The 25,360-nt window shown below is 41.3% G+C and carries 19 protein-coding genes and 2 pseudogenes; 11 read left to right on the top strand and 10 right to left on the bottom strand.

Translation table 11 applies throughout. The annotated features are described in order from the left end of the window. The first annotated feature begins 244 nt into the window (after positions 1-244). Positions 245-3,796 (top strand): hybrid sensor histidine kinase/response regulator, encoded by a 3,552-nt coding sequence (locus tag AACU33_RS13655; RefSeq protein WP_096589212.1) that lies wholly within the window; start codon positions 245-247, stop codon positions 3,794-3,796. Between the two features lie 226 nt (positions 3,797-4,022). After that, complete coding sequence (locus AACU33_RS13650) at positions 4,023-5,783, top strand: Rieske (2Fe-2S) protein (protein WP_096589211.1); 1,761 nt, start codon at positions 4,023-4,025, stop codon at positions 5,781-5,783. Positions 5,784-5,972: 189 nt separating this feature from the next. Here AACU33_RS13650 and AACU33_RS13645 read toward each other — a convergent pair whose 3' ends face one another. Then, entirely contained in the window at positions 5,973-6,857 is an 885-nt protein-coding gene (locus tag AACU33_RS13645; RefSeq protein ID WP_339375991.1) for a sensor histidine kinase, read from the bottom strand. A 208-nt stretch (positions 6,858-7,065) separates the two neighbouring features. Here AACU33_RS13645 and lpxD point away from each other — a divergent pair, with 208 nt between their 5' ends. Continuing rightward, positions 7,066-8,109, top strand: a complete 1,044-nt coding sequence (gene lpxD / locus AACU33_RS13640) for a UDP-3-O-(3-hydroxymyristoyl)glucosamine N-acyltransferase (RefSeq protein WP_096589209.1) — start codon at positions 7,066-7,068, stop codon at positions 8,107-8,109. 243 nt (positions 8,110-8,352) lie between these two features. Beyond that, positions 8,353-8,859, top strand: coding sequence for an Hsp20/alpha crystallin family protein (locus AACU33_RS13635; RefSeq protein ID WP_096589208.1), 507 nt, complete (start codon positions 8,353-8,355; stop codon positions 8,857-8,859). Between the two features lie 99 nt (positions 8,860-8,958). Here AACU33_RS13635 and AACU33_RS13630 read toward each other — a convergent pair whose 3' ends face one another. After that, the gene (locus tag AACU33_RS13630; RefSeq protein ID WP_096589207.1) at positions 8,959-9,864 is read right to left on the bottom strand and encodes a CoB--CoM heterodisulfide reductase iron-sulfur subunit B family protein; all 906 of its coding nucleotides are present in this window, start codon (positions 9,862-9,864) and stop codon (positions 8,959-8,961) included. Between the two features lie 350 nt (positions 9,865-10,214). Here AACU33_RS13630 and acpP point away from each other — a divergent pair, with 350 nt between their 5' ends. The 4 genes from acpP (at position 10,215) to tkt (ending at position 14,132) form a co-directional block, all read left to right on the top strand. Further along, positions 10,215-10,466: an acyl carrier protein gene (gene acpP, locus AACU33_RS13625; protein WP_096589206.1), complete on the top strand. Its 252-nt coding sequence runs from the start codon at positions 10,215-10,217 to the stop codon at positions 10,464-10,466. Positions 10,467-10,587: 121 nt separating this feature from the next. Next, a complete protein-coding gene (fabF, locus tag AACU33_RS13620; RefSeq protein ID WP_096589205.1) occupies positions 10,588-11,835 on the top strand; it encodes a beta-ketoacyl-ACP synthase II in 1,248 nt (415 codons plus the stop codon). A gap of 57 nt (positions 11,836-11,892) precedes the next feature. Further along, positions 11,893-12,018 (top strand): hypothetical protein, encoded by a 126-nt coding sequence (locus tag AACU33_RS13615; RefSeq protein ID WP_339375990.1) that lies wholly within the window; start codon positions 11,893-11,895, stop codon positions 12,016-12,018. Positions 12,019-12,119: 101 nt separating this feature from the next. Next, complete coding sequence (gene tkt / locus AACU33_RS13610; protein ID WP_096589204.1) at positions 12,120-14,132, top strand: transketolase; 2,013 nt, start codon at positions 12,120-12,122, stop codon at positions 14,130-14,132. Between the two features lie 302 nt (positions 14,133-14,434). Here the strand turns inward: tkt and AACU33_RS13605 are convergent, their stop codons facing one another. Next, positions 14,435-14,776, bottom strand: coding sequence for a hypothetical protein (locus tag AACU33_RS13605; RefSeq protein WP_096589203.1), 342 nt, complete (start codon positions 14,774-14,776; stop codon positions 14,435-14,437). Between the two features lie 100 nt (positions 14,777-14,876). Continuing rightward, entirely contained in the window at positions 14,877-15,080 is a 204-nt protein-coding gene (locus AACU33_RS13600; protein WP_096589202.1) for a hypothetical protein, read from the bottom strand. A 176-nt stretch (positions 15,081-15,256) separates the two neighbouring features. On the opposite strand from AACU33_RS13600, the gene AACU33_RS13595 reads away from it, so the two are divergent. From AACU33_RS13595 to AACU33_RS13585, 3 genes and pseudogenes are all read left to right on the top strand, one after another. Further along, on the top strand, positions 15,257-15,493 hold the full coding sequence (locus AACU33_RS13595; protein WP_096589201.1) for a hypothetical protein: 237 nt from the start codon (positions 15,257-15,259) through the stop codon (positions 15,491-15,493). A gap of 62 nt (positions 15,494-15,555) precedes the next feature. Next, positions 15,556-15,971 (top strand): annotated as a pseudogene (locus AACU33_RS13590) (PIN domain-containing protein). Position 15,972: 1 nt separating this feature from the next. Next, positions 15,973-16,104: pseudogene (locus AACU33_RS13585) on the top strand (Uma2 family endonuclease); the annotation flags it as partial. Positions 16,105-16,260: 156 nt separating this feature from the next. Here the strand turns inward: AACU33_RS13585 and AACU33_RS13580 are convergent. The 6 genes from AACU33_RS13580 to AACU33_RS13555 form a co-directional block, all read right to left on the bottom strand. Further along, positions 16,261-17,898: a DUF1565 domain-containing protein gene (locus tag AACU33_RS13580; RefSeq protein ID WP_096589200.1), complete on the bottom strand. Its 1,638-nt coding sequence runs from the start codon at positions 17,896-17,898 to the stop codon at positions 16,261-16,263. Positions 17,899-18,615: 717 nt separating this feature from the next. Beyond that, on the bottom strand, positions 18,616-20,856 hold the full coding sequence (locus tag AACU33_RS13575; RefSeq protein ID WP_096589199.1) for a GumC family protein: 2,241 nt from the start codon (positions 20,854-20,856) through the stop codon (positions 18,616-18,618). A 194-nt stretch (positions 20,857-21,050) separates the two neighbouring features. Beyond that, the gene (locus AACU33_RS13570; RefSeq protein WP_096589198.1) at positions 21,051-22,217 is read right to left on the bottom strand and encodes an endo-1,4-beta-xylanase; all 1,167 of its coding nucleotides are present in this window, start codon (positions 22,215-22,217) and stop codon (positions 21,051-21,053) included. Between the two features lie 67 nt (positions 22,218-22,284). Then, positions 22,285-23,214, bottom strand: coding sequence for a glycosyltransferase family 2 protein (locus AACU33_RS13565; protein ID WP_096589197.1), 930 nt, complete (start codon positions 23,212-23,214; stop codon positions 22,285-22,287). 78 nt (positions 23,215-23,292) lie between these two features. Next, positions 23,293-24,351: a glycosyltransferase family 2 protein gene (locus AACU33_RS13560; RefSeq protein WP_096589196.1), complete on the bottom strand. Its 1,059-nt coding sequence runs from the start codon at positions 24,349-24,351 to the stop codon at positions 23,293-23,295. A 21-nt stretch (positions 24,352-24,372) separates the two neighbouring features. Beyond that, positions 24,373-25,359: a hypothetical protein gene (locus AACU33_RS13555; RefSeq protein ID WP_096589195.1), complete on the bottom strand. Its 987-nt coding sequence runs from the start codon at positions 25,357-25,359 to the stop codon at positions 24,373-24,375. Position 25,360 lies beyond the last annotated feature (1 nt).

Here is a 25,360-nt window from a genome sequence, read left to right as displayed (position 1 = left end):
TTAATAGTCCAATTAATGTTAGGCAATCTAATTATTACAAAAATATGAATAAGACTAATATCAACTAAAAATTAACACCGATAAATACAAGTATCTATCGGTGTTAATCTGCGTGCATTTCTAGTTTAATATTTCATAAATATTAATCATGTAATTAAGTTTAATACATCTATGCATAATTGATTATGAAGTAGCTGCAAAGATAAATATCTAAAGTAAAAATTCTCATTAAACCTCAAAAATTATGACTACAGACATTGATATTCGCGAGCAAGGTTACATTTATTTCTTGGCTGAAGCTCCAGAATTATTACAAACTATCGAGCAAGAACTGTTTAGCTTGACTGAAGAATTTAGTACAGCTAAAGTGCATAATTTAATGCGAGCAACTCATACAATTAAAGGAGGAGCCGCTAACGTTGGGCTAGAGGTAATTAACACGATCGCTCATTCTCTAGAAGATGTTTTTAATGCTCTCTATAACCCCAATGTTATCATTGACGATCAATTACAAACACTGATTATCCAAGCTTATGAATGCTTAAGTTTAGCACTAACCACAGAATTAACAGGTAGTGCTGTAAATGGTGAAGAAATTCTCCAAAGAGCCGCTTCAGTGTTTGCTCAATTGCAAGAAAAACTGGGTGATGCTTTTGGTGCTGAAGCTCATATCCCAACTTCTGAAGAATTGGGATTCGATCTTGTCCAATCTATCTTTGAAGTAGGAGTAAAACAACGCTTAGACAGTATTGCTGATGCTCTTAATAGCACAGGAGAGGCAACAGAATTCGCTGAATTGCTTAACTCTCAAGCTGAAGTATTTGTGGGGTTAGCAGAATCTTTAAATTTACCAGGATTTGGTGCGATCGCCCAAACAATTATCGCCGCACTTAAAGCCAACCCCAAGCAAGCACATCAGATTGGGAAAGTTGCACTGGCAAATTTACAGCAGGCGCAAGCAGCTGTATTAGCAGGCGAGCGCACTTCTGGTGGGGAACTCGATCCAGCTTTGCAAAATTTCACACAAGTAGTAACAGATGATTTAAATCCCGTTACAGAACAATCTGTAAATACTTCTTCTTTAAGAGATGAAATCAAGGAACTATATAAATTTTTAACAACGTCTGGTAATACTAAAAACCAGCCTCTAAAATCATCAAAAGCTAAGTTTTATATTAAGGTAATTCGCTATATTTTCGGATGGTTTAATCATCAAATGGAAATTAGCAAAGAAGAACTTAATTTGGCTCTACTTGTTGTTGCTGATGGGGAAAATTCTGTTAATTATATTGAAAATTGGTTAAGTAAATTTTTGGAATTTGTCCAAGAAGCAGAAGATAGCACAAGCCTTTGCCTGTATCGTCAAGGTGTAATCTTAACAATCATTCTGGCTGTGGTTAAATTTCACTACAGCCACGCACAAGTAAATAATGATATCTCTGTCATTCAAACATTACAACAGCAAATTGGTAAACTAGCTAAAGAATATAAAAACTTCCCTCCAGTTACAGCCCAAGAAAAAAATTGGATTGATAACCCTAAATTTAAACCTTTGTTAGTTTTTAAAGAAACAGCAATTACCGAAACAGATCGTCTTTTAGAAACTATTTGGGGAGGAGAAGCAAATTTTACTCATATCCATGAAATTGCAGAAACTCAAGCTGAAGAACTTGTTACCGAGAGAGTAGATACAGATATTGTAAATTCTGTTATTCAAAGCGAAAGAGAAATCAAAGATAAATCACATAATTCCCCTGCAAAAAGTTCTCGAAACCATTCATCAGTACGAGTAGACACTGAGGGATTACAACGTCTTAACTACTTAGCAGGCGAGCTATTAATTAAGCAAAAACAGCGGATATTACAAGACGAACAACTTAAAGAAATAATTGAGAAATTATTTCAGCGTATTGACAGACAACAAATAATTTTAAATCAATTGGGCGATTTACCTTTCCAGATGCAGAATAATGGCCTGCAAAATCAGCGAAATTTTGCAACTGTGAAATTTGACACTTTAGAAATGGATATGTATACAGAATTTCAAATGAAGTTGCACGAGGCGATGGAAGAAAATTTGCAACTCCAAGAAATCACAGAATCTTTAGATTTACTACTGGCTCAAGCTAATCAAATCAGTGACAAAAAACAAAGATTAACGCTGAATATTATTGATAATTTGGTAGAAGCCAGGATGTCACCTTTAGGAAACATCCTCAATCGTTTCCCGCAGATGGTAACAAAGATGGGAAATGTTTATGCCAAATTTGTAGAATTGAAACTCACAGGTACGGAAGTACTAGTAGACAAAGCGATCGCAGAAAAACTTTACGAGCCTCTATTGCATTTGGTACGTAATGCTTTCGATCATGGTATTGAAACACCTCAAGTTCGTCAATCTTTGGGCAAACCAGCACAAGCATTAATCGAAATTCGTGCTTATAACCAGGGTAGCCAAACGGTTATTGAAGTTCGAGATGACGGACAAGGTTTGAATTTAGAAAAAATTCGTAAAAGAGCTATTGAGTTAAATCTCTTATCAGCAGAAGAAGGCTATGTTCTTCATGTAACTGAATCAGAGCTTTTAGAATTGATGTTTTCACCTGGATTCACTACTGTAGAGCAGGTAAGCGAAATTTCTGGACGTGGTATGGGTTTAGATATTGTGCGTTCTCAAATCCAATCTCTAAACGGTTCTTTTTCAGTTCAATCATTGCCCAATCAAGGCACAACATTTATCCTCAAAATTCCTTTTTCTATGACTACCGATAAATTAATGTTAGTACAAGTAGGGGGTACAATCTATGCTCTACTCTTGGATAATCTCGAAAAAATCTTAATTCCTTCAGAGCAGCAAATTAAAGAATTTGAAGGAAAAAAAGTATTACATTACAACTCTACAGAAGATGAACGTATAGTCAGGTTACGCTCAATTTCGGAATTAATGTATTATAGTGGTTCGTTTGGCAATAATTTTACTTTCAATAATACATTAAATTCTCATGACACCGGAATTACGCAGCATCCCGTGCTATTACTACGACATAATCAAGAAATCTTTGGTTTAGAAGTTGACCAAATTATTGGCGAACAAGAACTAGTAATTCGACCTTTAGGAAGTGCGATCGCTCCGCCCAAATATATTTATGGTTGCAGTAGTTTAGCTAGTGGTAATCTCATATTAATTATCGATCCTATTCTGTTGCTAGATTCTTACGAAATGCAAGCAACACTGGAGAGTACTGTATCATCAACAGCTTATTTGGCAAATAAAAAAGCCTTAACTCTGTCGGGTTTAACTTCTAACTCTACACCTTTACTAGCTCCTTCTTCTAACACAAACACTACACAAACTCAGTTAAGCCAATCTCTATCAACAAATCAACAGTCATCAAAGGTGCTGTTAATAGTAGATGATGCAATTAGTCTGCGTCAGACTCTTTCTCTCACTCTCCAAAAATCTGGCTATCATGTATTACAGGCACAAAATGGTGTAGAAGCTTTAGAAAAATTACAAATGCATCCGGAGATAAAAGTAGTAATTTCCGATTTGGAAATGCCGCGCATGAATGGATTTGAACTTTTATCTCATGTCAGACAAAACCAGAATTTTGCAGGGATTCCTATAGTAATTCTCACTTCTCGCAGTGCAGAAAAACATCGCCAGCTTGCTGAAGCTTTGGGAGCTACAGCTTACTTAACTAAGCCATATTTAGAAGATAAGTTAATTTCTATAGTCGCAGAGTTAATTAATAAGCAAAGCGAACAATCTCATAATTTGGTTATGAGTCAATAAGGTCGATACTAATTCAATGTGAGTTATCCTGCCTTGGAATTAATCCCAAGGCTAATGGCTATTAGCCCGGCACTTCAAATCAGGATATCGTTAGGCACAATACTTTGATTGAAGTCTAACAAAGATTGCGATCGCTACTTTTGTGTTAACAAAAATTAGGGTAGATAGCTCCTCAAACAGTTGAAAGTTCGTCAGAGTGGAGATAGCAGTTTTTCTGACAACTTAAATGACTCAAATATTTGACGCTCCAACCCATACAGACCAATATGTTCGGGTTGCTCAACTTGCAGATGTGCAAAAAGCAGGTAGCTTATTGGTTCGCAGTGCAAATCACACCATAGCGTTGTTTTATTCTGATAATCGAGTCTATGCAATTGATAACCGTTGTCCTCACATGGGTTTTCCTTTGCATGGTAGTACTTGCAAGGATGGCATTGTTACCTGTCCTTGGCATTATGCCCGCTTTGACCTTGCTAGTGGCGGAACCTTCGATTCTTGGGCTGATGATGTCCCCGCTTTTCCTGTAGAAATCCGCGATGGGGAAGTTTGGGTCAATCTTGCGCCTCCAGCTAACCCCTATGCTCACCAACGCCAGCGTCTGCAAGATGGTTTAGAACAGAGCATTTCCTTAGTTATTGCTAAATCAACCATCGCCCTACTAGATATGGGAACGAATGCTACTGAGCCATTCCAGATGGGATTGGAATTTGGCGTTCGTTATAACAAAGCGGGATGGAGTACAGGCTTAACCATCCACACCTGTATGATGAATCTCTTGCCTTATCTTGATGCAGAAGACAAACCCCGCGCTCTTTTTCAGGGACTTTCAGCAGTAGCTAATGACAGTGCTGGTGCGCCACCGCAGTTTGTGGTACACCCATTACCTAATTCCAATGTTGACCTCAAGACGCTGAAAAGCTGGTTTTGTCAGTTTATAGAAGTGCGGGATAGCGAAGCGGCGCAAAGGTGTTTAGTATCTGCAATTCGGATGGGGGCTAGTTCTGAGCAAATTGCAGATATGCTGTTCGCAGCTGCCACAGACCACCGTTACATCGATATTGGGCATACACTAGACTTTATCAACAAGGCGCTAGAAGCACTGGATGCTGTTGACTGGCAAGGGGCAGAGTTAGTTTTAGCCAGTTTAGTTTCTGGTTTAGCAAGTGCTTCTCGCATGGAAGAGTCGAATTCTTGGCGCTACCCTATAGATTTAGTAGCAATTTTAACCTCTGCTTTTGAGCAGTTGCCTACAGCGTTAGCCGCAGGAGAAGCGCAACGGGGAACTTGGTCAAGTCAAGATGAATTAATCTCAATTTTATTAGGTGAAGATCCACAAGCGATCGCAAATTCTCTTCTCAATGCCTTAAAATCGGGTTGTACTGAAGAGCAATTAGCTAGTGTAGTTACTTATGCTGCTGCTTTGCGCGTAGCTCGTTTCCACACTAATAACGACTTTAGCGACTGGAATTCCGCACACCATCCCTTTACCTTCGCCAATGCAGTGCATCAAGGATTGCGACGAGTGCCTTCAGTAGAACTGCTGCGGGGTGTATTTGATGCGGCTATGAGCGTTTATTTAAATCGATTTTTGAATGTGCCACCAGCAAGACTTCCAGAAGCCAAAGACCTTGTAGAAAATCCCGAAGAATTGCTCAAGCAACTACCAGATTTATTGGATCGTCAGCAACAAGTCAATGAGACGGGTAAGTTAGTGGCTCGTTATTTGTACAGTGGTGGTGCTGTGGAGCGACTGATGGCAATGTTAGGTAAATTAATGTTGCGAGAAAACCGCGATTTTCATGTGATTCAAGAAATTGAAGCCGCTTTTCGGCAATACTCTTTTTTGGGTCATACGGATGCTGGTATTCACGTACTGGTTGCGGCAGCAAGGTATTTAGCAGCACACTCACCCACAATGCGATCGCAAGGACAAACCTATTCAATTGCTGAACGATTACAAAAAGGCGATCGGTTATTTGAGGAATAATACAGCAATTTTAATTTATTCAACCCACCATGTTTACTATAAGATTCATATTGCAATCTTTGAAATCGACGTAAATATGGTGGGAAATGTTTAAAAAAATCATTTTTATTATCTATATCAAAGTTTGAGTTTTGCGGATAAATTGGCAACCTAAAGAAAATTATACAGATTGAAATATGGGAGGATGTATTAATGAATAATCAGAGGATAAAGATATTCTTCTGTAGATGTAAAGCTGTGCCATTCATCTAAATTTAGTGGTTGCCATTCACCAATAATAATTGATTGGCTTTGGCTAACTGCGACAGATTCTTGAGGAATTGATATTTCCGAGATTACGGAGATATTAGAAATATCTGATATGTTAGGAAGTTCCGGTAAATTAGATATCTGCATGGGAATTTCAACAGTAATGCAACAACCAGATCCAGGTTGAGATTCTAATTGAAAATTACCTTGGAACATGGCAGTTCTCTCTTGCATTCCCTGTAATCCATAACCCCCTGAGACTTTTTTGCTATCGAAGCCGCGACCATTATCTTTAATTGATAAGTATACTTTATTTGATGTTGTATAGAGATGAATTTGTACTGCTGTAGCTTGAGCATATTTACAAATATTATTAAGTGCTTCTTGAATAATTCGATAAAGAGGAGTGGTTAAGTGTGGTAATAAGGCAACGGCTAAATTGATTTCAACTTCTGGTACAATCCCAGTTGTATTGTAAAAATCACTTACTAAAGATTCGATCAGCGTTTCTAAAGACTGGCCTGAAACTGGATCGTTGCGTAGTGCTTTCACAGATTGCCGCACTTCTTTAGTTGCGATCGCAACTAACCGATGAGCTTCATAAAGAAACTCTTGTGCTTGATTAGGGTCAGGTTTGTAAAGTTTGATAGCCGTTTGTAATTGAATGTTAAGTGCGGTGAGGGCATATCCTAGAGAATCATGCAAATCTCGGGCAATGCGGTTGCGTTCTTGTGCTGCTGAAAGATTGGCAAATTCCAACGCACACTGCCACCAAGAGTTATGCATTAGAGCGAGTTTTTCCGGTCTATACAGTTGTTCTATCAAAGTACTCTCTCCGTAACTTCCAGTTAAATTTCCTATATTTCTGGATGGGGAGGACTTATGCAAAAGAACGCACAAGAAAAATTCCACCCTCTTGTGGATGAGGTTTCCCGCAGCTTTGAGTGAAATTCGCAGGTATAAATCATGAACATCTTGGCGACAAAGAGCGACAATTATCTTGCCTTGATAGATGACTCATGAATCAATCACAATGAAATTCAGTGAAATTGTTAGTCGGCTTGGTGACATCGTTACCGACCATAGTTTGACCGCCAACCAAAACCATGACCCAGATATTACAGGGTTAGCAGCTATTGATGAAGCTACTAGCGGTACTCTCAGCTATGTAGAAGGGGCAAAATTTTCTTCTTGGGTGGGAAAGACAAATGCTAGCGGATTAATTTTGCCTCAGGACAAAGCATTACAATTGCAAGCACAAGAACGCAATATTGTCTGGATAGCCACACCAGAACCGCGATTGTTGTTTGCGAAAGCGATCGCACTTTTCTACCAACCCTACCGTCCCAGTGCGGAAATTCATCCTACGGCTGTAATTCACCCCAGTGCAGAAATTGGTAGCGACGTTTATATCGGCCCCCATGTAGCGATTCAGCCACGGGTGAAAATTGGCAATGGTGCGGTTATTCATCCCAATGTCGCGATTTATCCAGATGTGACGATTGGCGATCGCACTACCTTACACGCTAACTGTACCATCCACGAACGCGCTCAAATTGGTGCAGATTGCGTGATTCATAGCGGTGCAGTGATTGGTGCAGAAGGTTTTGGCTTTGTGCCTACCCGTACTGGTTGGGTAAAAATGGAACAATCTGGTTACACTGTTTTAGAAGATCGGGTAGAAGTTGGCTGCAATAGTGCCATTGACCGTCCTGCGGTGGGAGAAACGCGGATCGGGAAAGATACAAAAATTGACAACTTAGTGCAAATCGGTCATGGTTGCAAAATTGGTGCAGGCTGTGCAATAGCTGGTCAAGCTGGAATGGCCGGAGGCGTGGAAATTGGCAATCGCGTCATCTTAGCGGGACAAACAGGAATTGCCAATCAAGTCAAAATTGGTGACGGTGCGATCGCATCTGCGCAAGCTGGAATTCACAATGATGTTGCACCAGGAGAAATTGTCTCTGGTACTCCCGCCATTCCTCACAAACTATATCTCAAAGTATGTGCGGTTTATAGCCGCCTACCAGAAATGTATAAATTGTTCAAGCAATTCCAACGCCAAGAACAAAAGTAAAGTGCTGAGTAGTCAGTGAGAATCTTCCCTCAGCACTCGCTACTCAGAAATCTTCATTGTCCGCTTTTTTCTGGGAAGCACTACTACCTTAAGTAGGGTTTCCCCCAATAACTAAATTTTCGGTTTAATCCAATATATAGACATGGGCGATAACAAAACGCCAAACAAAAACTTTCTAAATTCTCGATTACTTGAATTCCAAATTTAGTTAATAGTACTGATTCTCAGGAGGTTAATCAACTTATGGTATTAGTTCGTTGGCAACCATTTTCAGAAATTGAAACTCTCCGTCGTCAAATGGATAGAATGTTTGAGGAATTAGGAGGCGTTAACGCTCAAGTCGCACAACAAAATTGGACTCCAGCGATTGAATTGCAAGACACCAACGACAGCCTCATTTTACGAGCCGAAATTCCAGGTATTGAAGGCAAAGATTTAGATGTTCATGTAACCAGAGAAGCAGTTGCTATTGCTGGTGAAACTCGGCAAGAAAGTAAAACCGAACAAAAAGGTTATTTCCGTTCTGAGTTTCGCTATGGTAAATTCCAACGCATAGTTTCTCTACCTGTTCCAATTAGAAATGACCAAGTAAAAGCTGAGTTGAAAAATGGAATTTTGACTTTAACACTACCTAAAGTGGAAGAAATTAAACAAAAAGTAGTTAAAATCAATTTGGGAGAAACCAAAGGAGAGATAGCAGCTTCAGAGTCCAATGACACAACTGATGTTTGGTCTGATAGTAATTCATAATGCCTAAGAATTAACCATACTTATAACCCCGACTTCTTAAAGAAGTCGGGGTTCTTGCATTACATCAAAATTGAGCGCCTAAATGATTAGAATTCTTGATTAAAACCCTAATTTTTCTAATACTGGCTTGGTCGAAACAATATGACGTTCCAAACCCAATTCTTTGGGACTAACTCCTAACGCCAAAGCAATTAACTGGGGTAAATGTAACACTGGCAAACCTAACTTCTTGCCAATTACCTTTTCTACCTCTGGCTGACGAGAATCTAAATTGAGGTGACATAAAGGGCAAGGAGTAACTAAACAATCAGCCCCAACAGCTAAAGCTTCTTCAATATGCGTCCCCGCCATCTTAAAAGATTCGGTAGTGGCGTAACTAGCTAAAGGCCAACCGCAACATTGGGTGCGACCTCGATAATAAATTGGTTCTGCACCGACTGCCCGAAAAACATTTTCCATTGCTTCTGGGCGGTAAGGATCGTCATAAGGCATAGATTTTTGAGCGCGCAGAAGATAACAACCATAAAACGCCGCGCATTTTAATCCAGTCAACTTGTGGGTGACACGATTAGTAATTTCTTCTAAACCGTAATCTGTGACTAAGGCATAAAGAAGATGTTTAACTTCCGTACTACCGCGATAAGGCAAACAGCCTTCTTTCGCTAGCAAACCATTCACTTGTTCAACATATTCCGGTTTTTTTGTCCGACATTCTTTCAGCCGTTCATCGACATGACCGATAACACCTTGACAAGTACTGCAATGAGTAAGTAGAGGTAAATTTAACTCTTCTGCTAAAGCAATATTCCGAGCATTAACTGTGTCTTCTAACAGTTGAGAATCTTCTTTAAATGTACCTGAACCGCAGCAAGCAGCTTTTTTCAGTTCAATTAGTTGAATTCCTAATGCTTGAGTTAAGGCTTGAGTTGATTGATACAGTTCTCGACAAGCACCTTGGGCAACACAACCAGGAAAGTAAGCGTATTTCAGTGTTTGAGATAGCATATAAGTATATTTGATTGAAAGCAACAGCTCTCAACAATAAATTATCGATCTTCCCTTGCCAGTGTAGCTTGCAAGGCTATGTATCCGAATTTGGACATTGTAAAAAAAATCAGTAAGAATTGCAAAGCAGACACATGTTTAGAGTGTATGCGTAGGCGTAGCCCGTCGAAGACATCGCATTGCCTGCCCTCATACCCAAGTGTTGCCGCCAACAACAGCTAAAGGGTTTGCTGTGAGAAAATCTCTCGGCAGTATACGGGCGATCGCGCTTTCCGATAAGATGTATATGCTCAAAACAATGTCGCCGATAAAGAGCAGATTGTAGCAACTGGTTAAGGAATTTATTATCTATGAGCCAAGCGGAAATTTTTGAAAGAGTCAAGAAAGTCGTCGCCGAGCAGCTGGGTGTTGAGGCTGATACTATCAGACCACAATCCACGTTTATTGATGATTTAGGAGCTGACTCCTTGGATATTGTGGAACTGGTAATGGCTTTTGAAGAAGAATTTGATATTGAAATTCCTGATGAAGCCGCTGAAAAGATTTTATCGGTTCAAGAGGCAGTGGATTATATCAACAGCAAAGCTGCTGCATCTGCCTGAAAAGCGATTCGGGATCGAGGCGTGGGAATTGGGGATCAGGAAAAACTCCATTCCCTCAGTTCCCAATCCCTAATCTCTAGTACTCCCTTTTTGCTGCTTTCTCGCCACCTTTAACTTAGTCATGACAGATTATAAACGTAAGCGCGTTGTGGTAACTGGTGTTGGCGCGATTACACCGATTGGTAACACACCAGCTGAGTATTGGGAAGGATTGTTGAGTGGTCGTAATGGCATTGACTACATCACCGCTTTTGATGCATCGCGCCATGATTGCCGCATTGCTGGTGAGGTCAAAAACTTCGATCCACACGATTACTTAGACCGCAAAGACGCCAAGCGCATGGATCGGTTTTCCCAGTTTGGGGTTTCGGCTGCAAAACAAGCTGTATCGGACGCGCGTTTAGCGATTGATGAACTGAATGCAGAACAAGTCGGCGTAATTATTGGTTCTGGTATTGGTGGACTAAAGGTTTTAGAAGACCAGCAAACAGTTTACCTGAACCGCGGCCCCGACCGCTGTAGTCCGTTCATGATTCCCATGATGATCGCCAATATGGCAGCCGGATTAACAGCGATTCATACGGGAGCAAAAGGCCCTAATTCCTGTTCTGTGACTGCTTGCGCTGCTGGTTCTAATGCCATCGGGGATGCTTTTCGCCAGATTCAATGGGGTTATGCCAAAGCCATGATTTGCGGCGGTTGTGAGGCGGCGATTACACCCTTGGGTGTAGCTGGATTTGCCGCAGCTAGGGCACTTTCGACTCGCAATGACCCGGCTAATGCCTGCCGTCCGTTTGACCGCGATCGCGATGGATTTGTCATGGGTGAAGGGGCGGGAATTTTGCTGCTGGAAGAACTAGAACACGCCCTGAGCCGAGGCGCTCGCATTTATGCAGAAATGGTTGGATATGGGATGACCTGTGATGCTTATCATATGACTTCCCCAGTCCCTGGTGGGTTAGGAGCAGCCAGAGCCATAGAAATAGCACTGAAAGATGGGGGACTAACCCCAGAGATGGTGAACTACATCAACGCTCACGGCACTAGCACCCCAGCTAATGATGGCACTGAAACAGCTGCGATGAAAAAGGCCTTGGGCGACCATGCCTATAAGGTAGCTATCAGCTCTACCAAATCGATGACAGGTCATCTTTTGGGCGGTTCTGGAGGTATCGAAGCCGTAGCTACAGTACTGGCGGTTGCTAACGATCGAGTTCCACCAACAATCAATTTAGAAAATCCCGATCCAGATTGTGACCTGGATTATATTCCTAATTCCAGCCGCGCTCAACAAGTGAACGTGGCATTATCTAATTCTTTTGGGTTTGGCGGTCACAATGTCACGCTAGCCTTTAAGAAGTACATCTAAAAATTTCCAATCGATCGGCTGGTCGCTCCGCTGAATTAGGTGGGAAAAGTGTCTTAGATGTCATTTCCAACTAAACCAAGGGTTCAAAACGACCCAATTATTAGCTGGATTTATCACCACAAACTCAACATCTCCCGCTTGTCCATCAACAATCGAGAGTGGGATGATGATAGGGGAATGTGAAAACAACACGGCAATCAAAGGGAAGAAAATCCACGCCCTTTTTTGCCTCCCCGGTAAGTGAGCTACCAAGAGTGCTAACCCGTCGTTAAAAACAAGAGATTATGGCTGTTGCAACCCAATCCCTCGAAGAACTTTCTATTAACTCGATTCGCTTTTTGGCTATTGACGCCGTAGAAAAAGCAAAATCGGGGCACCCAGGGCTGCCGATGGGCGCTGCTCCAATGGCTTTTGTAGTTTGGGATCGCTTTATGCGGTTTAACCCCAAAAATCCCAAGTGGTTTAACCGCGATCGCTTTATCCTATCTGCTGGGCACGGCTCCATGTTGCAGTATGCCCTGCTCTACCTGTATGGTTACGACAGCGTCACCATTGAGGACATCAAGCAATTCCGTCAGTGGGAATCTAAAACTCCCGGACACCCCGAAAACTTCATGACTCCTGGTGTAGAAGTTACTACCGGGCCGCTAGGTCAAGGAATTGCTAATGGAGTCGGTTTTGCAATAGCAGAAGCCCACCTCGCTGCTAAGTTCAACAAACCCGATGCCAAAATTGTTGACCATTACACCTACGTGATTTTAGGTGATGGTTGTAACATGGAGGGTGTTTCTGGTGAAGCTTGTTCTTTCGCAGGGCACTTGGGATTAGGCAAACTCATCGCTCTGTACGACGACAACCACATCTCCATCGACGGTTCCACAGATGTGGCATTCACCGAAGATGTTTCCAAGCGATTTGAAGCATATGGTTGGCACGTCCAACACGTTGAAGACGGTAACACCGATTTAGACGCGATCGCTAAAGCAATTGAAGCTGCTAAGGCTGTTACCGATAAGCCTTCCTTCATTAAAGTCACAACCACCATCGGTTACGGTTCCCCCAACAAAGCCAATACCGCTGGCGTTCACGGTGCTGCCTTAGGTACAGATGAAGTCGCATTAACTCGGAAAAACTTGGGTTGGGAATACGAGCCTTTCGTAGTTCCTCAAGATGCTCTCAACCACACCCGCAAAGCAGTTGAGCGTGGTGCTGGCTATGAATCTGAATGGAACAAAGCTTTTGCTGAATACAAAGCTAAATATCCTCAAGAAGCAGCTGAATTTGAACGTTATCTAAGCGGCAAATTGCCTGATGGTTGGGATAAAGTACTACCAACCTACACCCCCGAAGACAAAGCATTACCTACTCGGAAACATTCCGAAACTTGCCTGAACAAACTCTCGGCAGTATTACCAGAGCTAATCGGTGGTTCCGCTGACTTAACCCACTCCAACTTAACCGAACTCAAAGGTAAGGGCGACTTCCAAAAAGGACAATACCAAAACCCCAACATCCACTATGGTGTACGGGAACATGGCATGGGTGCAATTGTGAATGGTATAGCATTACACAGTTCGGGCTTAATTCCCTACGGTGCTACCTTCCTCATCTTCACAGATTACATGCGGGCACCCATCCGCTTATCTGCTTTGTCTCAAGCCGGTGGTATATGGGTAATGACCCACGACTCTATTGGACAAGGTGAAGACGGCCCCACCCACCAACCCATCGAAACATTAGCTTCCCTGCGTGCTATTCCCAACCTCACAGTGATTCGCCCCGCAGACGGAACCGAAACTTCCGGTGCATACAAAGTAGCCATTGAAAGAGCAAAGAACAACGCTCCTACTTTGTTAGCCTTCACCCGTCAAAACGTACCCAACTTGGCAGGTACATCAATTGAAGGCGTCACCAAGGGTGGATACATAGTAGTGGATAGCGAAGGTACACCCGATCTCATCATCATTGCTACTGGTTCAGAAGTGAGCCTCGCTGTCACTGCTGCGGAAAAGCTGACAACCGAAGGTCATAAAGTCCGTGTTGTCTCTCTACCTGCATGGGATTTGTTTGAAGCACAAGATGCAGCTTACAGAGAATCTGTTCTACCAAAAGCTGTCACCAAGCGGTTATCTGTAGAAGCTGGTTCCAGTTTCGGCTGGCACAAGTATGTCGGCACCGAAGGCGATGTTGTAAGCATCGATCGCTTTGGTGCTTCTGCTCCCGGTAACGTTTGTTTAGAGAAGTTTGGCTTTAGCGTTGAAAATGTGTTAGCTAAAGCAAAAGCATTGTTGGGTTAATAATCACAGCATATTCTCTGAATTTTCTTGTAGGGTGGGCATCTTGCCCGCCTTTTTTTACAGCTTCAAGTCATATCTAATTCATCATAATAGACTTCTTGCATTAATCAGATTATGCCCACTAAACAGGTGAATTTTCTGTAACTCTTTGCGTCTTTCCGTGTTTGCGTGAGGCTTAAAATTCTGGTTCTCCAACATTCGTGCAAGAAGTCTAATGTTTGCGACACATAAATTATTGTAAGGGCACAACAATGTTGTGCCCTTACCCCTATATAGCAACTAATTTTGAGATTTCTGTTGCTTTATATTCCTACTAATCTGTCTAAAACAACCCTAACACGAGAATTCTCTAGCCCTGCTGCCGCCCGATAAAACAACTCCCATTCATCAACAGTAATTTGTAAATAAGATTTATATTGATCTGCTGATGCTCTAAGCTTTTTTTTATAATCAGGATAGGAAGAAATTTTCAGATAACGTCCCCGATTTCCTGTGCGCCGTACTTTTACTTTCCATTCCCGATTACGGCTATCACGTAACATTGTTTCTCCCAAATCATGTTGACCATTATGGCGTACATTATCAAATAATTTATTGGCATCTTGGGCAATTTCTTTACCAAGCTTATATAAATCTAATATCATGAATTTCTCCTTAAAAAAGTTGTGAAACAAGGAATTGAGATTTTATGCTATGACTTACCTGCAAGTTGAAGCTAAAACATGTTATGAGAGCAAAGCTTCATTAACCAAAGACTGACTTTTTTATACTGTAAACAGCTAATCCACCAACGGCACCAGTTCCAGCAAATCCTAATAAACCTATTCCGTAAGCAGTTCCTCCAATTGCTAAACCAGCACCTCCAATACTGTGGTACACCGTAACGCCAACTATTGCTCCTACTGAGGCAAATGTAGCTGCTTCGTTGATATTTTGAATGATATCCACGCTTTTGAACTCTGAATAAGTTTTTTCAGCTTATTTGCTTTTTTGGCTGGATGATACCACATAAATACTTAACAGAGATAAAGATTCGTTAAATTCCAGGTGTCGGTTTAGTTGGCTAGGCAAGCAACAACTAAGTCACCCTACTAGAATCAGTCTGTGATAAATTGGCAATAATTATGCAAGAAATTTCTAGCTCCAATCAAGAACTTTTTAATCGCATCTCACCGATATTAGACAAACTATTTAAAAAAAATAGCTTGTATTGGGTGAAATTAAAAAAATGGGAAATGATTGAAATGCTGGTAGACCTATTTGGCAAGCTTTCTCCAGAGGAAATGCGAGTGATTAAAGATGATGACTTAACAAATAGAATTGATAAAAATCTCGTTTTAGAGGCTGTTTCTGGTACGTAAAATGATTTGACACCAGAACAAATCAAAATGTACGATGAAGCAATAAAGCGCAAATAAACAAAGTGACTTATTTACTAGATACAAATATTGTTAGTTACATTATTAAAAAAACACAACTGTTGAGAAGAGATTACATAATGCCAATATTGCAGGGCAAAAAATATTCATTAGTTGCATAACTTATTATGAAATTAAAAGAGGACTTTTATATGCAAATGCTACAAAGCAGCTAGCGGAATTTGAGCAATTTCAGGAAAGATATGAAGTTTTATTTTTAGATGATATAGATATTATTGAACAAGCCTGCCAAATTCATGTGGATTTACAACGCAGGGGTTTGTCGATATAAGAACAAGATATATTGATTGCTGCAACAGCAATTATACGCGGCTTGATTCTGGTTTCTAATGATTCTGATTTATTGAGAATTCAGGGAATTAATTTAGAAAACGGTGAGAACAGAAGCATAAGTTTGTAAAAATGAATGCGGATATTACCCAATTGAAGCGATGGGTGTGGAATTAGGAATTTGGCAAGGTCGCTATCAGAATTTATAACTCCCGTGGTTGCGTTGGTGGGATAAGCAAACTAATTTACTGCTGACAGGATAGGAGCGATCGCAACTTTTGGCTGCTAAACTCAAAGAATTAGGTGTTGATCCTGATGAATTAGTGTGATCTAACATCTTTTCTTAGTTATTTCTAGCCCGCAAAAGCGGGCTTTATTTGTATAGCCGCAGGTTCTAACCTGTCGGCTATTTCTAGAAATTAACCAACTACAATATAAGGCGATTTAATCGCCGCTACACGGCCAGCATCTACTAAAGCTTGATAAACTAGTGCCGCTACCTCAGCGCGTGTAGCATCGCGGGTAGGGTTAAGTTGTTTGGGATTCGGGTAATTGACAATAATCTCCTTATCTATCGCTTTTGCTACTTCATCCTTGGCATAGTCGGGAATCTTGGCTTGGTCATCAAATTTGTAAGCTGTTGTACCACTACCAGATAATCCCAGCCCATTTACCAGAGAGACTATAACTTGCACGCGCTGGATATTTTGGTTGGGGTGGAAGCTACCATCAGGGAAACCAGAGAGAAACAAACCTTGATATGCTTGCTGAATTACCTTAGCTGCCCAAAAGTCTGCTGGCACATCTTTGAATTTGGTAGCTGCACGGTTTGGAGATGGGTTGAAAGCTTTTACAAGTAAGGCAGCATATTGTGCCCTGGTCATCGTAGCATCAGGTTTAAAAGTGCGATCGGGAAAACCGCTAACTATCCCCTGTTTAACTAATTCTCGAATAAACGCAGCTGCCCAATGATTACCAATGTCTGTTAAGTCGCTAGGTGTAGGCGTTGGTGTAGGAGTGGGGGTTGGCGTCGGTGTAGGAGTTGGTACAGGTATAGGTATGGGTGTAGGCGTTGGTGTGGGTGTCGGGGTGGGAGTTGGCGTTGGTGTTGGTGTTGGCGTGGGGGTAGGAGTTGGTGTCGGTGTAGGAGTGGGAGTTGGTGTTGGTGTGGGTGTCGGCGTTGGGATTGGAGTAGAAGCAAACTCAATTTTGCCGGATATTTTAGTCGGATCTATTTGATTACCGACAGAAATTAGTGTGTTGCTACCAGCGTTTTGCAAATCAAACTTACCGTTGTTGCGTAGAACGTTACCCCCTGGATTATCAGCACTACCCAAATCTGGGAGGGCACTTGCAATCACCGTGAGACCATCATCAGTATTTTTTTCACTGATATTATTACGTAGAATAGGACGGGCAGTACCAGAAACAACAATCCCAGAACGGTTTTCAGAAATTTTGTTATCTACAATTGTGGGTGATGCAGCATCACTAACAGCAATACCATAACCTGTTTTAAAGAAGGTGTTACTTTTAACTTCCCCTTTAGAATTTTTAGCTATGGAAACACCATTGGCAGCATTCTCAGAGAAAACATTGCCGAGAATTACTGGATTTGCATCGCCAGTGGCAAAGACTCCTTCACGCTTGGAATTGCTGAAGGTACTATTAGCAACAGTAGGCGTACTAGATTCTACCCAAACGGCAGAACCACGGGTAGCTGGATTTGTTACATTTACTCCCCGCAGTTCTGAACCATTCAGTAGCACGAAGGTCACGTTTTGCCCAGCAAATGTACGGCTGAGGTAGTTACCGCTACCTTCAATCACAACGCTGCTACCTTTGTTGGCTTCGTTACCCACCACTATTACACCTGCGGGAACAGTTAGGGGGAAGATTTCACCAGTAGTTGCATTGTAACTACCGTCTGCCAGTTGAATTTTGCTGCCTGAAGTAGCAACCTTGAGGGCTTGGGTAATCGTTTTGAAGGGTGCTTGTTGGCTACCCGCGTTGCTATCACTGCCAGTCCCTGGATTTACGTAAAAATTTTGCGCCATATTTATACTGCGAAAAAAGACATGGATATCCTAGCGCTAACCATTTAAGTGGGTAGCAATTGCTAAAGTTTAAATCGCAACATTGACTTCTAGAGTAGTATGATACATTCCGCAAAAATCTAGAAGAATATTTGCTTGAATTTGAAGGAAGGATACCAAATCCGTCTAAATTAACGCTTTTATTCTTGAGTCCGCGTTCGCCTTTAGGCGTTATCACAGGCTAGTGGACTTCGTTTGTATAGCCAAGCTACTGCGTTGGAGAGACAGTAAGTTGTGGAGGACAGTTGTGTGGTCTTAGCGTAGCGGTAGCGACGTAGGGGCTTCGGTAGCGATGGGTACGAAGGGGTTTCCCGACTTGTAAGCACCCGTGAACACTGAAAGTCAGAATTCAGACCTCAAGTTATGATTTAATCTCACGATTTTTTTGACGATATCTGCAAAAAGCGAAAGTTATTAATTAAAGTTTGGCAAAACTAGTAATCTTAAATCATTTGTGAAGAATCAAACTTGTCAATATCGTCAATATTGGAATTCCCTGAGATGCCCAAATCCCAGAGAGTCCCATTGCTGAATGAACAACAACAAAAAACTTATTTAAAGTTACCCTTCAAAAGCAAGCTTTATTTTTGAGCTAGTAGATTTTGGTTTCAGGGGATTTGCCAATATGAGATGCACCCTATGACTTTGTTAGTAAGTTCCCTAAAATTGCTACAAAACTTACTTAAATTTGTTGTAGGAACTTAAAACGCCATCCTTTCTTGTTTGTATCTTATATTCCTGCATCCCTTCTTCAGCAGGAAAATATTCTTTGGTATAGTACTGACGACTAAATTCATTTTTCTCATCTATGCCATTCACCAATAAACCTAAGACGTTGTGACCGGAGCGCTCTAACATCTCTTTAGCATGATTAGCACTGTTAGAATCAATGACTCCAGGACGAGCCACTAACAAAATTCCATCGGTCATGTGGCTTAAAGTCGAAGCGTCAGCGGCAAGCAGCAGAGGTGGGGCATCAATAATTACAAAATCATATTGACTGGAAAAATCCTGAATCAATGATGCCATCCGTTTGGAATCTAACAAAGCCAGTGGATTAGGAGGCCTAACGCCAGCAGTTAAAACATCAAGATTTTCGATGACGTTACAAGCAACAGTTTTAAATTCAGCTTCGCCAACAAGTACATCGCTCAATCCTGCTGAATTGGTAATTTGCCACAGATGATGCTGAGAAGGAACTCGCATATCTGCATCAATTAATAGAACTCGGCGTCCTAATTGCGCGATCGCTGCTGCTAAGTTAGCCGAAACTGTAGACTTGCCTTCTTTAGGAACTGCACTACTGACAACAATAGTTTTTAGTACCTTATCTGAACTCAAAAATCTCAAATTGGCTTGAATCATGCGATAGATTTCGCTAGTTAAAGACTGAGGCGTATCTATAACCGCAATTTCTGGAGGTGCTAATTCTGCCTCTCGATTACGCGATCGCAACTTTTTCGTAGATGAGGGAACTATCCCTAATAAGGTGTATCTACCAAATATTTCTCTAATTTCATTGAGTGTTTTGAGAGATCTGTCTCTCGTTTCTAGAAACACAACAGCAGTCGTGGACAAAAAGGCACCTAACAAAATACCCAAAAGCCAAACTATGGGTTTTAGCCCTAATCCTGGTTTAGTGGGAACTAAACCTCTAGCAATGATCCGAGCGTTAGGCGTATTATCATTTTCTGCTACTTGCAATTCTTGAATCTTTTTCAAGAGTGTTTGGTAAGTAGATTGGGCTACTTCCAGCCTTCTTTCTAACTCGCGTTGTTGTTGTTCTAACTGGGGTATGACTTTTACCCGTTTTTCGTAAGCACCTCGAGAATTATACAAGGAAGTCAGTTTTTGAGCTAAACCTTGACGTTGAACCTCTGCTTGCAGAAAAGTATTGATCAGGTTTTGCTTAGTTTCGCCTATTTGTAATGTTCTTGGTTGAATATTTGATGGATTGCCACCAGCCTGTCCAATTTCTTGTTGTAAAAGAGCTTTCAAGTTAGCTTTTTTAGCTTCTAGATTAATAATGACAGGGTTTTCATCCTGGAAACGGCTGCGTTCTGTAGCTAACTGCCGTTCTACATCTTGAAGTTGTGTCACAATTCCCTGTACTGCTGGTGACTGACTCACAGCACTTGCAGAAAGCGCTTGTTGAGAATTTAAAGCTACTTTTTGACGTAGTTCGTTACTTTGGGCTGTTGCTTGATCTAATTCAGCTCTAGTAGCATTAATACTATTGTCTAAATTGCCAATAATCGCAACTGCGGATCTTGTCTCCTCGATTAAATCAACAATGTTATTACTCTGTTTAAATCTGCGGAGCGCTCCTTCCGCTTCCTGAACAGCAGCTCTTGTGTTAGGTAGCTGCTTGGCCATAAATCTACGAGTTGCTTCTGCCTCAGCCCGATTTGTATTACTATCGTTTTCCAAGTAAATATTCATCACTGTGTTAACTACTGCCGCTGCTGTTTCCGGGTCAGGGCTTTTATAGCTAACTAGCAATACATCTGTTCCGCCAACAATTTTCAGAGTTAAGCGTTGTTTTAGGGCTTCAACTGTTAGCGGTTCGCCTTTGTCATTTTTGAGTTGTAGTTCGTCTATTGTTCGTTGCAACAATGTGGGAGAAGAAATAACTTCTATTTGACTGCTAATAGGGTTTTGATTGGATACTAAAGATTTCAAATCTCCTGTTGCCTGTCCTTCAGAGCCATTAGGCAAAAGATTCGTTCCTACTACGTTAAAAGAGGGACTTTTGAATAGTAATTTCCCTTCTGATTCATAGGATGGCTTCATAAACGTTGTAGCCATAACGCTAACAGCTACTGTAGATGCAAAAATAGTAGTAGCAGGTATCCATTGCCGTTTCAGTACCGATAAGTAACGACCAAAGTCTAAATCAATAGATTCTCTTGATTCCATAGGTCTTTCCTACATAAAACTTTCAAAATTGCAGGTTTGAGGCAATAGACTAATAAAATATTTATTTATTTAAAGTTGCCATGAAGCATTACTTTGCAATTGCTTATACTAGTTAACAGTAGTATATACTAATTAGATAACAAAACTATGAAGTTATCAATAAGGCTTTAGTTACATTTACAGAGAAAAAACAATTAGCGTTTAGGGGCACGATCTAATGCTCTGGCGATCGCATTCCATGCTAATTTCGGTTTTAAGTTGGCATCCAGAGGTAAAGGTCTGACTGCTGCACCATCAGAACGCGGTCTAAAGCCTGACAGCCAGGTATCGCGATCGCTAAATCCCCAGGTGAGTACAGCGATCACTGCTTTTTCACTCAATACTGTTGAGAGATAGTCCTCATAAACTGTAGCAACAATGCGATCGCGTACAGCAGGATTTAAAGGTAATTTGTTATCTGTTACATCTAGCTCTGTAATCAAGATTTTCAGACCCAGATCTGCAACATTGCTCAGAAAATTCTTTAATTTTCTAGGATTAAAATGCTTTTCACTAGCATCCAAGTGAGATTGAATGCCGAGAGCATGAATTGGCACTCCCCTAGATTTCAAACCTTTTAGTAATTTTAGGACAGCATTTCTTTTAGCTTCATGTCTAGGTGTGTCATACTCCAATCCGTAGTCATTATAAACTAACAAAGCTTTGGGGTCAGCCTCAGCAGCAACACGAAAAGCAAGGTCAATATAATCTGGGCCTAACAACTCCAACCATGTCGTTTTCCGCAAACTGTTGGGCTGTTTATCATCTACGTCAATCGCTTCATTTACCACATCCCAAGAATGCATTTGTCCTGCATAGCGGCCTACAACCTTTTGAATATGTTGCGTCAAAAACTGTTTGGCATTTTGACGATTGACTGTTTCTTTGAACCAAGGTGGCAAAGACTCATGCCAAACTAGAGTGTGCCCTCGCATAAGCATCCCATGAGTGCGAGCAAATTTAGCTATCCAATCCGTACGAGTAAAATCAAAATTGACTGGATCGGGGCGGAGGGGTTGCCACTTGAGTTCCCATTCTGGGACCAGCATCCCACCCTCTTGAGCAATCAGGGCAGCCAGTTTTTGATCTGATGAGATACTAGGATAAGTAATCGCTATCCCATAAATCAAACCCTTGGAAGCTGCTCGCTGCTTTAAAGAAAATTTTCCAACAACACTGAAGTCTCTTTTTGGAGTGCCAAGGACTTGATTGCGATCGCTCCAGTCCGTCGTTTTACCTTTTACCAAAGCACCTATGCCTACTACAGTTCCTAAGCCTAACCACAAAGCAGATCTTCTAGTTATTAACCTATTTTTGAGCATATAAAACACCAAATTTCTAGTGATATACTCTCAAGTGTCATGACTGAGAAATATATTTATTTATCAATCAAACACCATGAACGCTTTTGTACTCTTGGTAACTTCTCCCAGCTAAACCTGATAACATTCCTGCACCCCGATAAATTTGAAGTAAGGCTGCAATCAACAAATGTCGGCTGAGAAATAGAGATGGAAACAGACTAATTATTCCTAGAACAATTCTTCCAGCCCCGGTGGTAATTCGTCTAGATAACACTTGCAGTAAGGGATCAAATTCTTTTTCACACAACCCGTAGGTGCTGTAACAGCGATAACCTCGCTGGAGAATCCACTTCACATTAATTCGACTTTGAGGTATATACTCATAAGCGATCGCCTCATCTGCCCACACCAATTTGTAGCCAGCACGGTAAACACGCATAAAGAAGTGAGTATCTTCTCCACCTGTTAAAGCAAAACGCTCGTCGAAAATTTTATTCATCCTCTTCAATACCTGAGAACGAATCAGAACATTATTAGTAGCTGTAAATTTGAGTAGATAGCCAGTAGGATAACGCTGCGGCTCAAAAAATTTTCCTTTGATTACCCACTGTGGAACATCATCTGTGAGAAAGCGAGGCAAAACTGGCCCACCTACGACATCGGCATCATGCATTTTTTGTACAGATAACAGCTCTTCTAGCCAATTTGGTTCGGGAAATTCATCATCGTCTATAAAAGCCACAAAGTCTGCATCTTGTGAGGCGGATGCTACGGCTTTATTGCGAGCATAAGAAATGCCGCGTTGTGATTCACTAACATACTTCAGGTGCCATTTGAAGTTCGGCTTGAGGTCTTCAAACAATGCTTCAGCCGAGCGATTGGCATCATTATCAACAACAATAACTTCTATATTAGGATGTTCAACATAACTAAAAGTTAACTGATTCAGACCAACTAGCAAGCGTTTTAATCCTTCAGGCCTTTGGTAAGTTGCGACGCATATAGCAATTAACATATTTTGACCTCAACTAAAATTTTTACTTGTTCTCTACTTGTAAATAGACTTATAGTTTCGCCTCAACAGAGAAGGTGATTAGTGAGTGATTGAGCGAATTATTTTGATTAACCAATTGATAATTTGGGGACGAGTCTGGGAATTCAGCAGCCAATTAATAGCTGGTTTAGCTAAAGGCTTAGGCATTAAACCAACCCAAATAAACCAGGTACTCAAAATCAACTTTCTTTTGCCCGGAAACTCTGTATACTTCCAAATTGCCCAATACCCTTTGCCAGCTAATTCTAAAGGTGAATCTGTAGGAAAAGGATGATTTTGTGGATCTAAGCGCAAAGAAGCAAGCCGATTCATCAAGTGAAAGTAATCACGATCGCCCAGCTTGTGGGAGATTGTATATGCTAATTCAGTAGCTTTGCTGGACAAAAATTTATACTTCTGAAAGTCATGCTTGATTGACTTGCGCAATCTCTCAGATGGAATTGATTCGCCAGAGATCGCCCAAAAATTACTTCCGTGTACCCGACCAGTTGCTAGAGGTTTATTTATGGAAATTACCCGACCATAAAAGGGTGCAAGAGTAACCAAATAGCCATCAGCAGAAATGCGAAACTCAGATTCTGGCATCGGCAGAATTTGAGCCAAGGCGGAGCGACTGAAAGCATTGCCACTAGTTACCGTTGTTGTGTATTGCCCCCTTTCAAGCAAAATTGGCAAAACTTCTTCCCGATCGAAAGGTAATTCTGGCACTGGATAGATGCATATAAAGTTCCCGATCGCATCAACCACTCTCATTCGATATTGCACCTTTGCAGCATCGGGTTTCCAGGCTGCGACTACTTGCTCCACATTATCCGAGAACAAGTAATCATCAGCATCTAAGAAGATTACAATCTCTCCTTTGCTAGCAGCAAAACCTGCATTGATTGCCGATCCTTGTCCACCATTAGACTTGAGTACAGGGATGATTCGGGAACCGTAGCTAGCGATAATCTGATGAGAGTTATCCGTAGAACCGTCATCAACCACGATCGCTTCAATGTTTGGGTAAGTCTGATTTAGAACACTGTCAATGGCATCGCGGAGAAATTTGCCATAGTTGTAGTTGTTTATAACAATGCTAATGAGTGGTTTAACCATGTATTATTCCAAATTTTGGCTTCAGATGGGAATCAATTTCTTAATCAATCGCCTGCGCCAGTATTTCTTCTGCAAAGCCACTCGCACATCTGTCCAGTCTATTAAACAGTCGTTGAGATCGTAATCTCCGCGTTGAGCCTCAGGAATATTACCAGTTTCAATTCTTTGAATTAGTTCTGGGAGTTTTTGATAAAAAGTCTCTGAACGGTAAGGAGGATGAATAGACCACATTCCAGGTTCCTGACCCAAAAAGTCAACTCGAAACAGTCCATGTTCTACCATAGCCTGGGTAAAGAGTACTTCTGGAATTTCGTAGGGAGGATTGCCTTCAATCCAAGCTTTGACGATATTGCTGAAAGCAGGAGGGTTTAAACGCAGTCGTTGCATTTTAGTGCTAAAGCGCTGTTTATCTAGCAAAAACAGCCTTGAACTAAAATGAGAAAAACGGAAAGCCAAAGAAGCATAAGGTTCTGTTTCAGCAGTTTGCGTTTTTAATTGACCATCAGAAGTTGGTGGCCCGGGTAACGGGCTACAAGTCAAAACATCAGTCTTGTTAGCTAACAGCTGTATTCCTTCAGCAATCCAGGTTTGACTTCCACCACCAAACATTAGGTCTGAATCCATATGAAATACATAATTGTGCTTGGCAGCATACAAACCAAAAAAGTAGGAATAAAAAGGGCCACCGCGGTAGTCTTTGGTTGGGACTGATGGTTGAGCAAAAAATAAGGAGCCAACACTAGCCATGACTTCAGGAGAGTAATCTACTTCCTGGAAATGGGTGTTTGGGTAAGCAGCACAACACCGATTGATGAGGTCTCGCATCTTGGGCAGCCTTTCTTCCCAACCTTCGGCAAAACGCCCGCGACTTTGATGGGTATCTAAGACCAGCAAAACTTCATCTACTTGTCTCGCCCACTGCCGAAGTTGATGCGGTAAGATATGTACCGCATGGGGCAAGTCCGTAGGAGCTAGATTAATTTGTAATGTGACGCGGTCATCTCTCATT

Origin of the sequence: Calothrix sp. NIES-2098 (assembly GCF_963875125.1) — a bacterium.
In the GTDB taxonomy this organism is placed as follows: Bacteria; Cyanobacteriota; Cyanobacteriia; order Cyanobacteriales; family Nostocaceae; genus Aulosira.
This window is presented reverse-complemented; position numbering and strand designations above follow the sequence as displayed.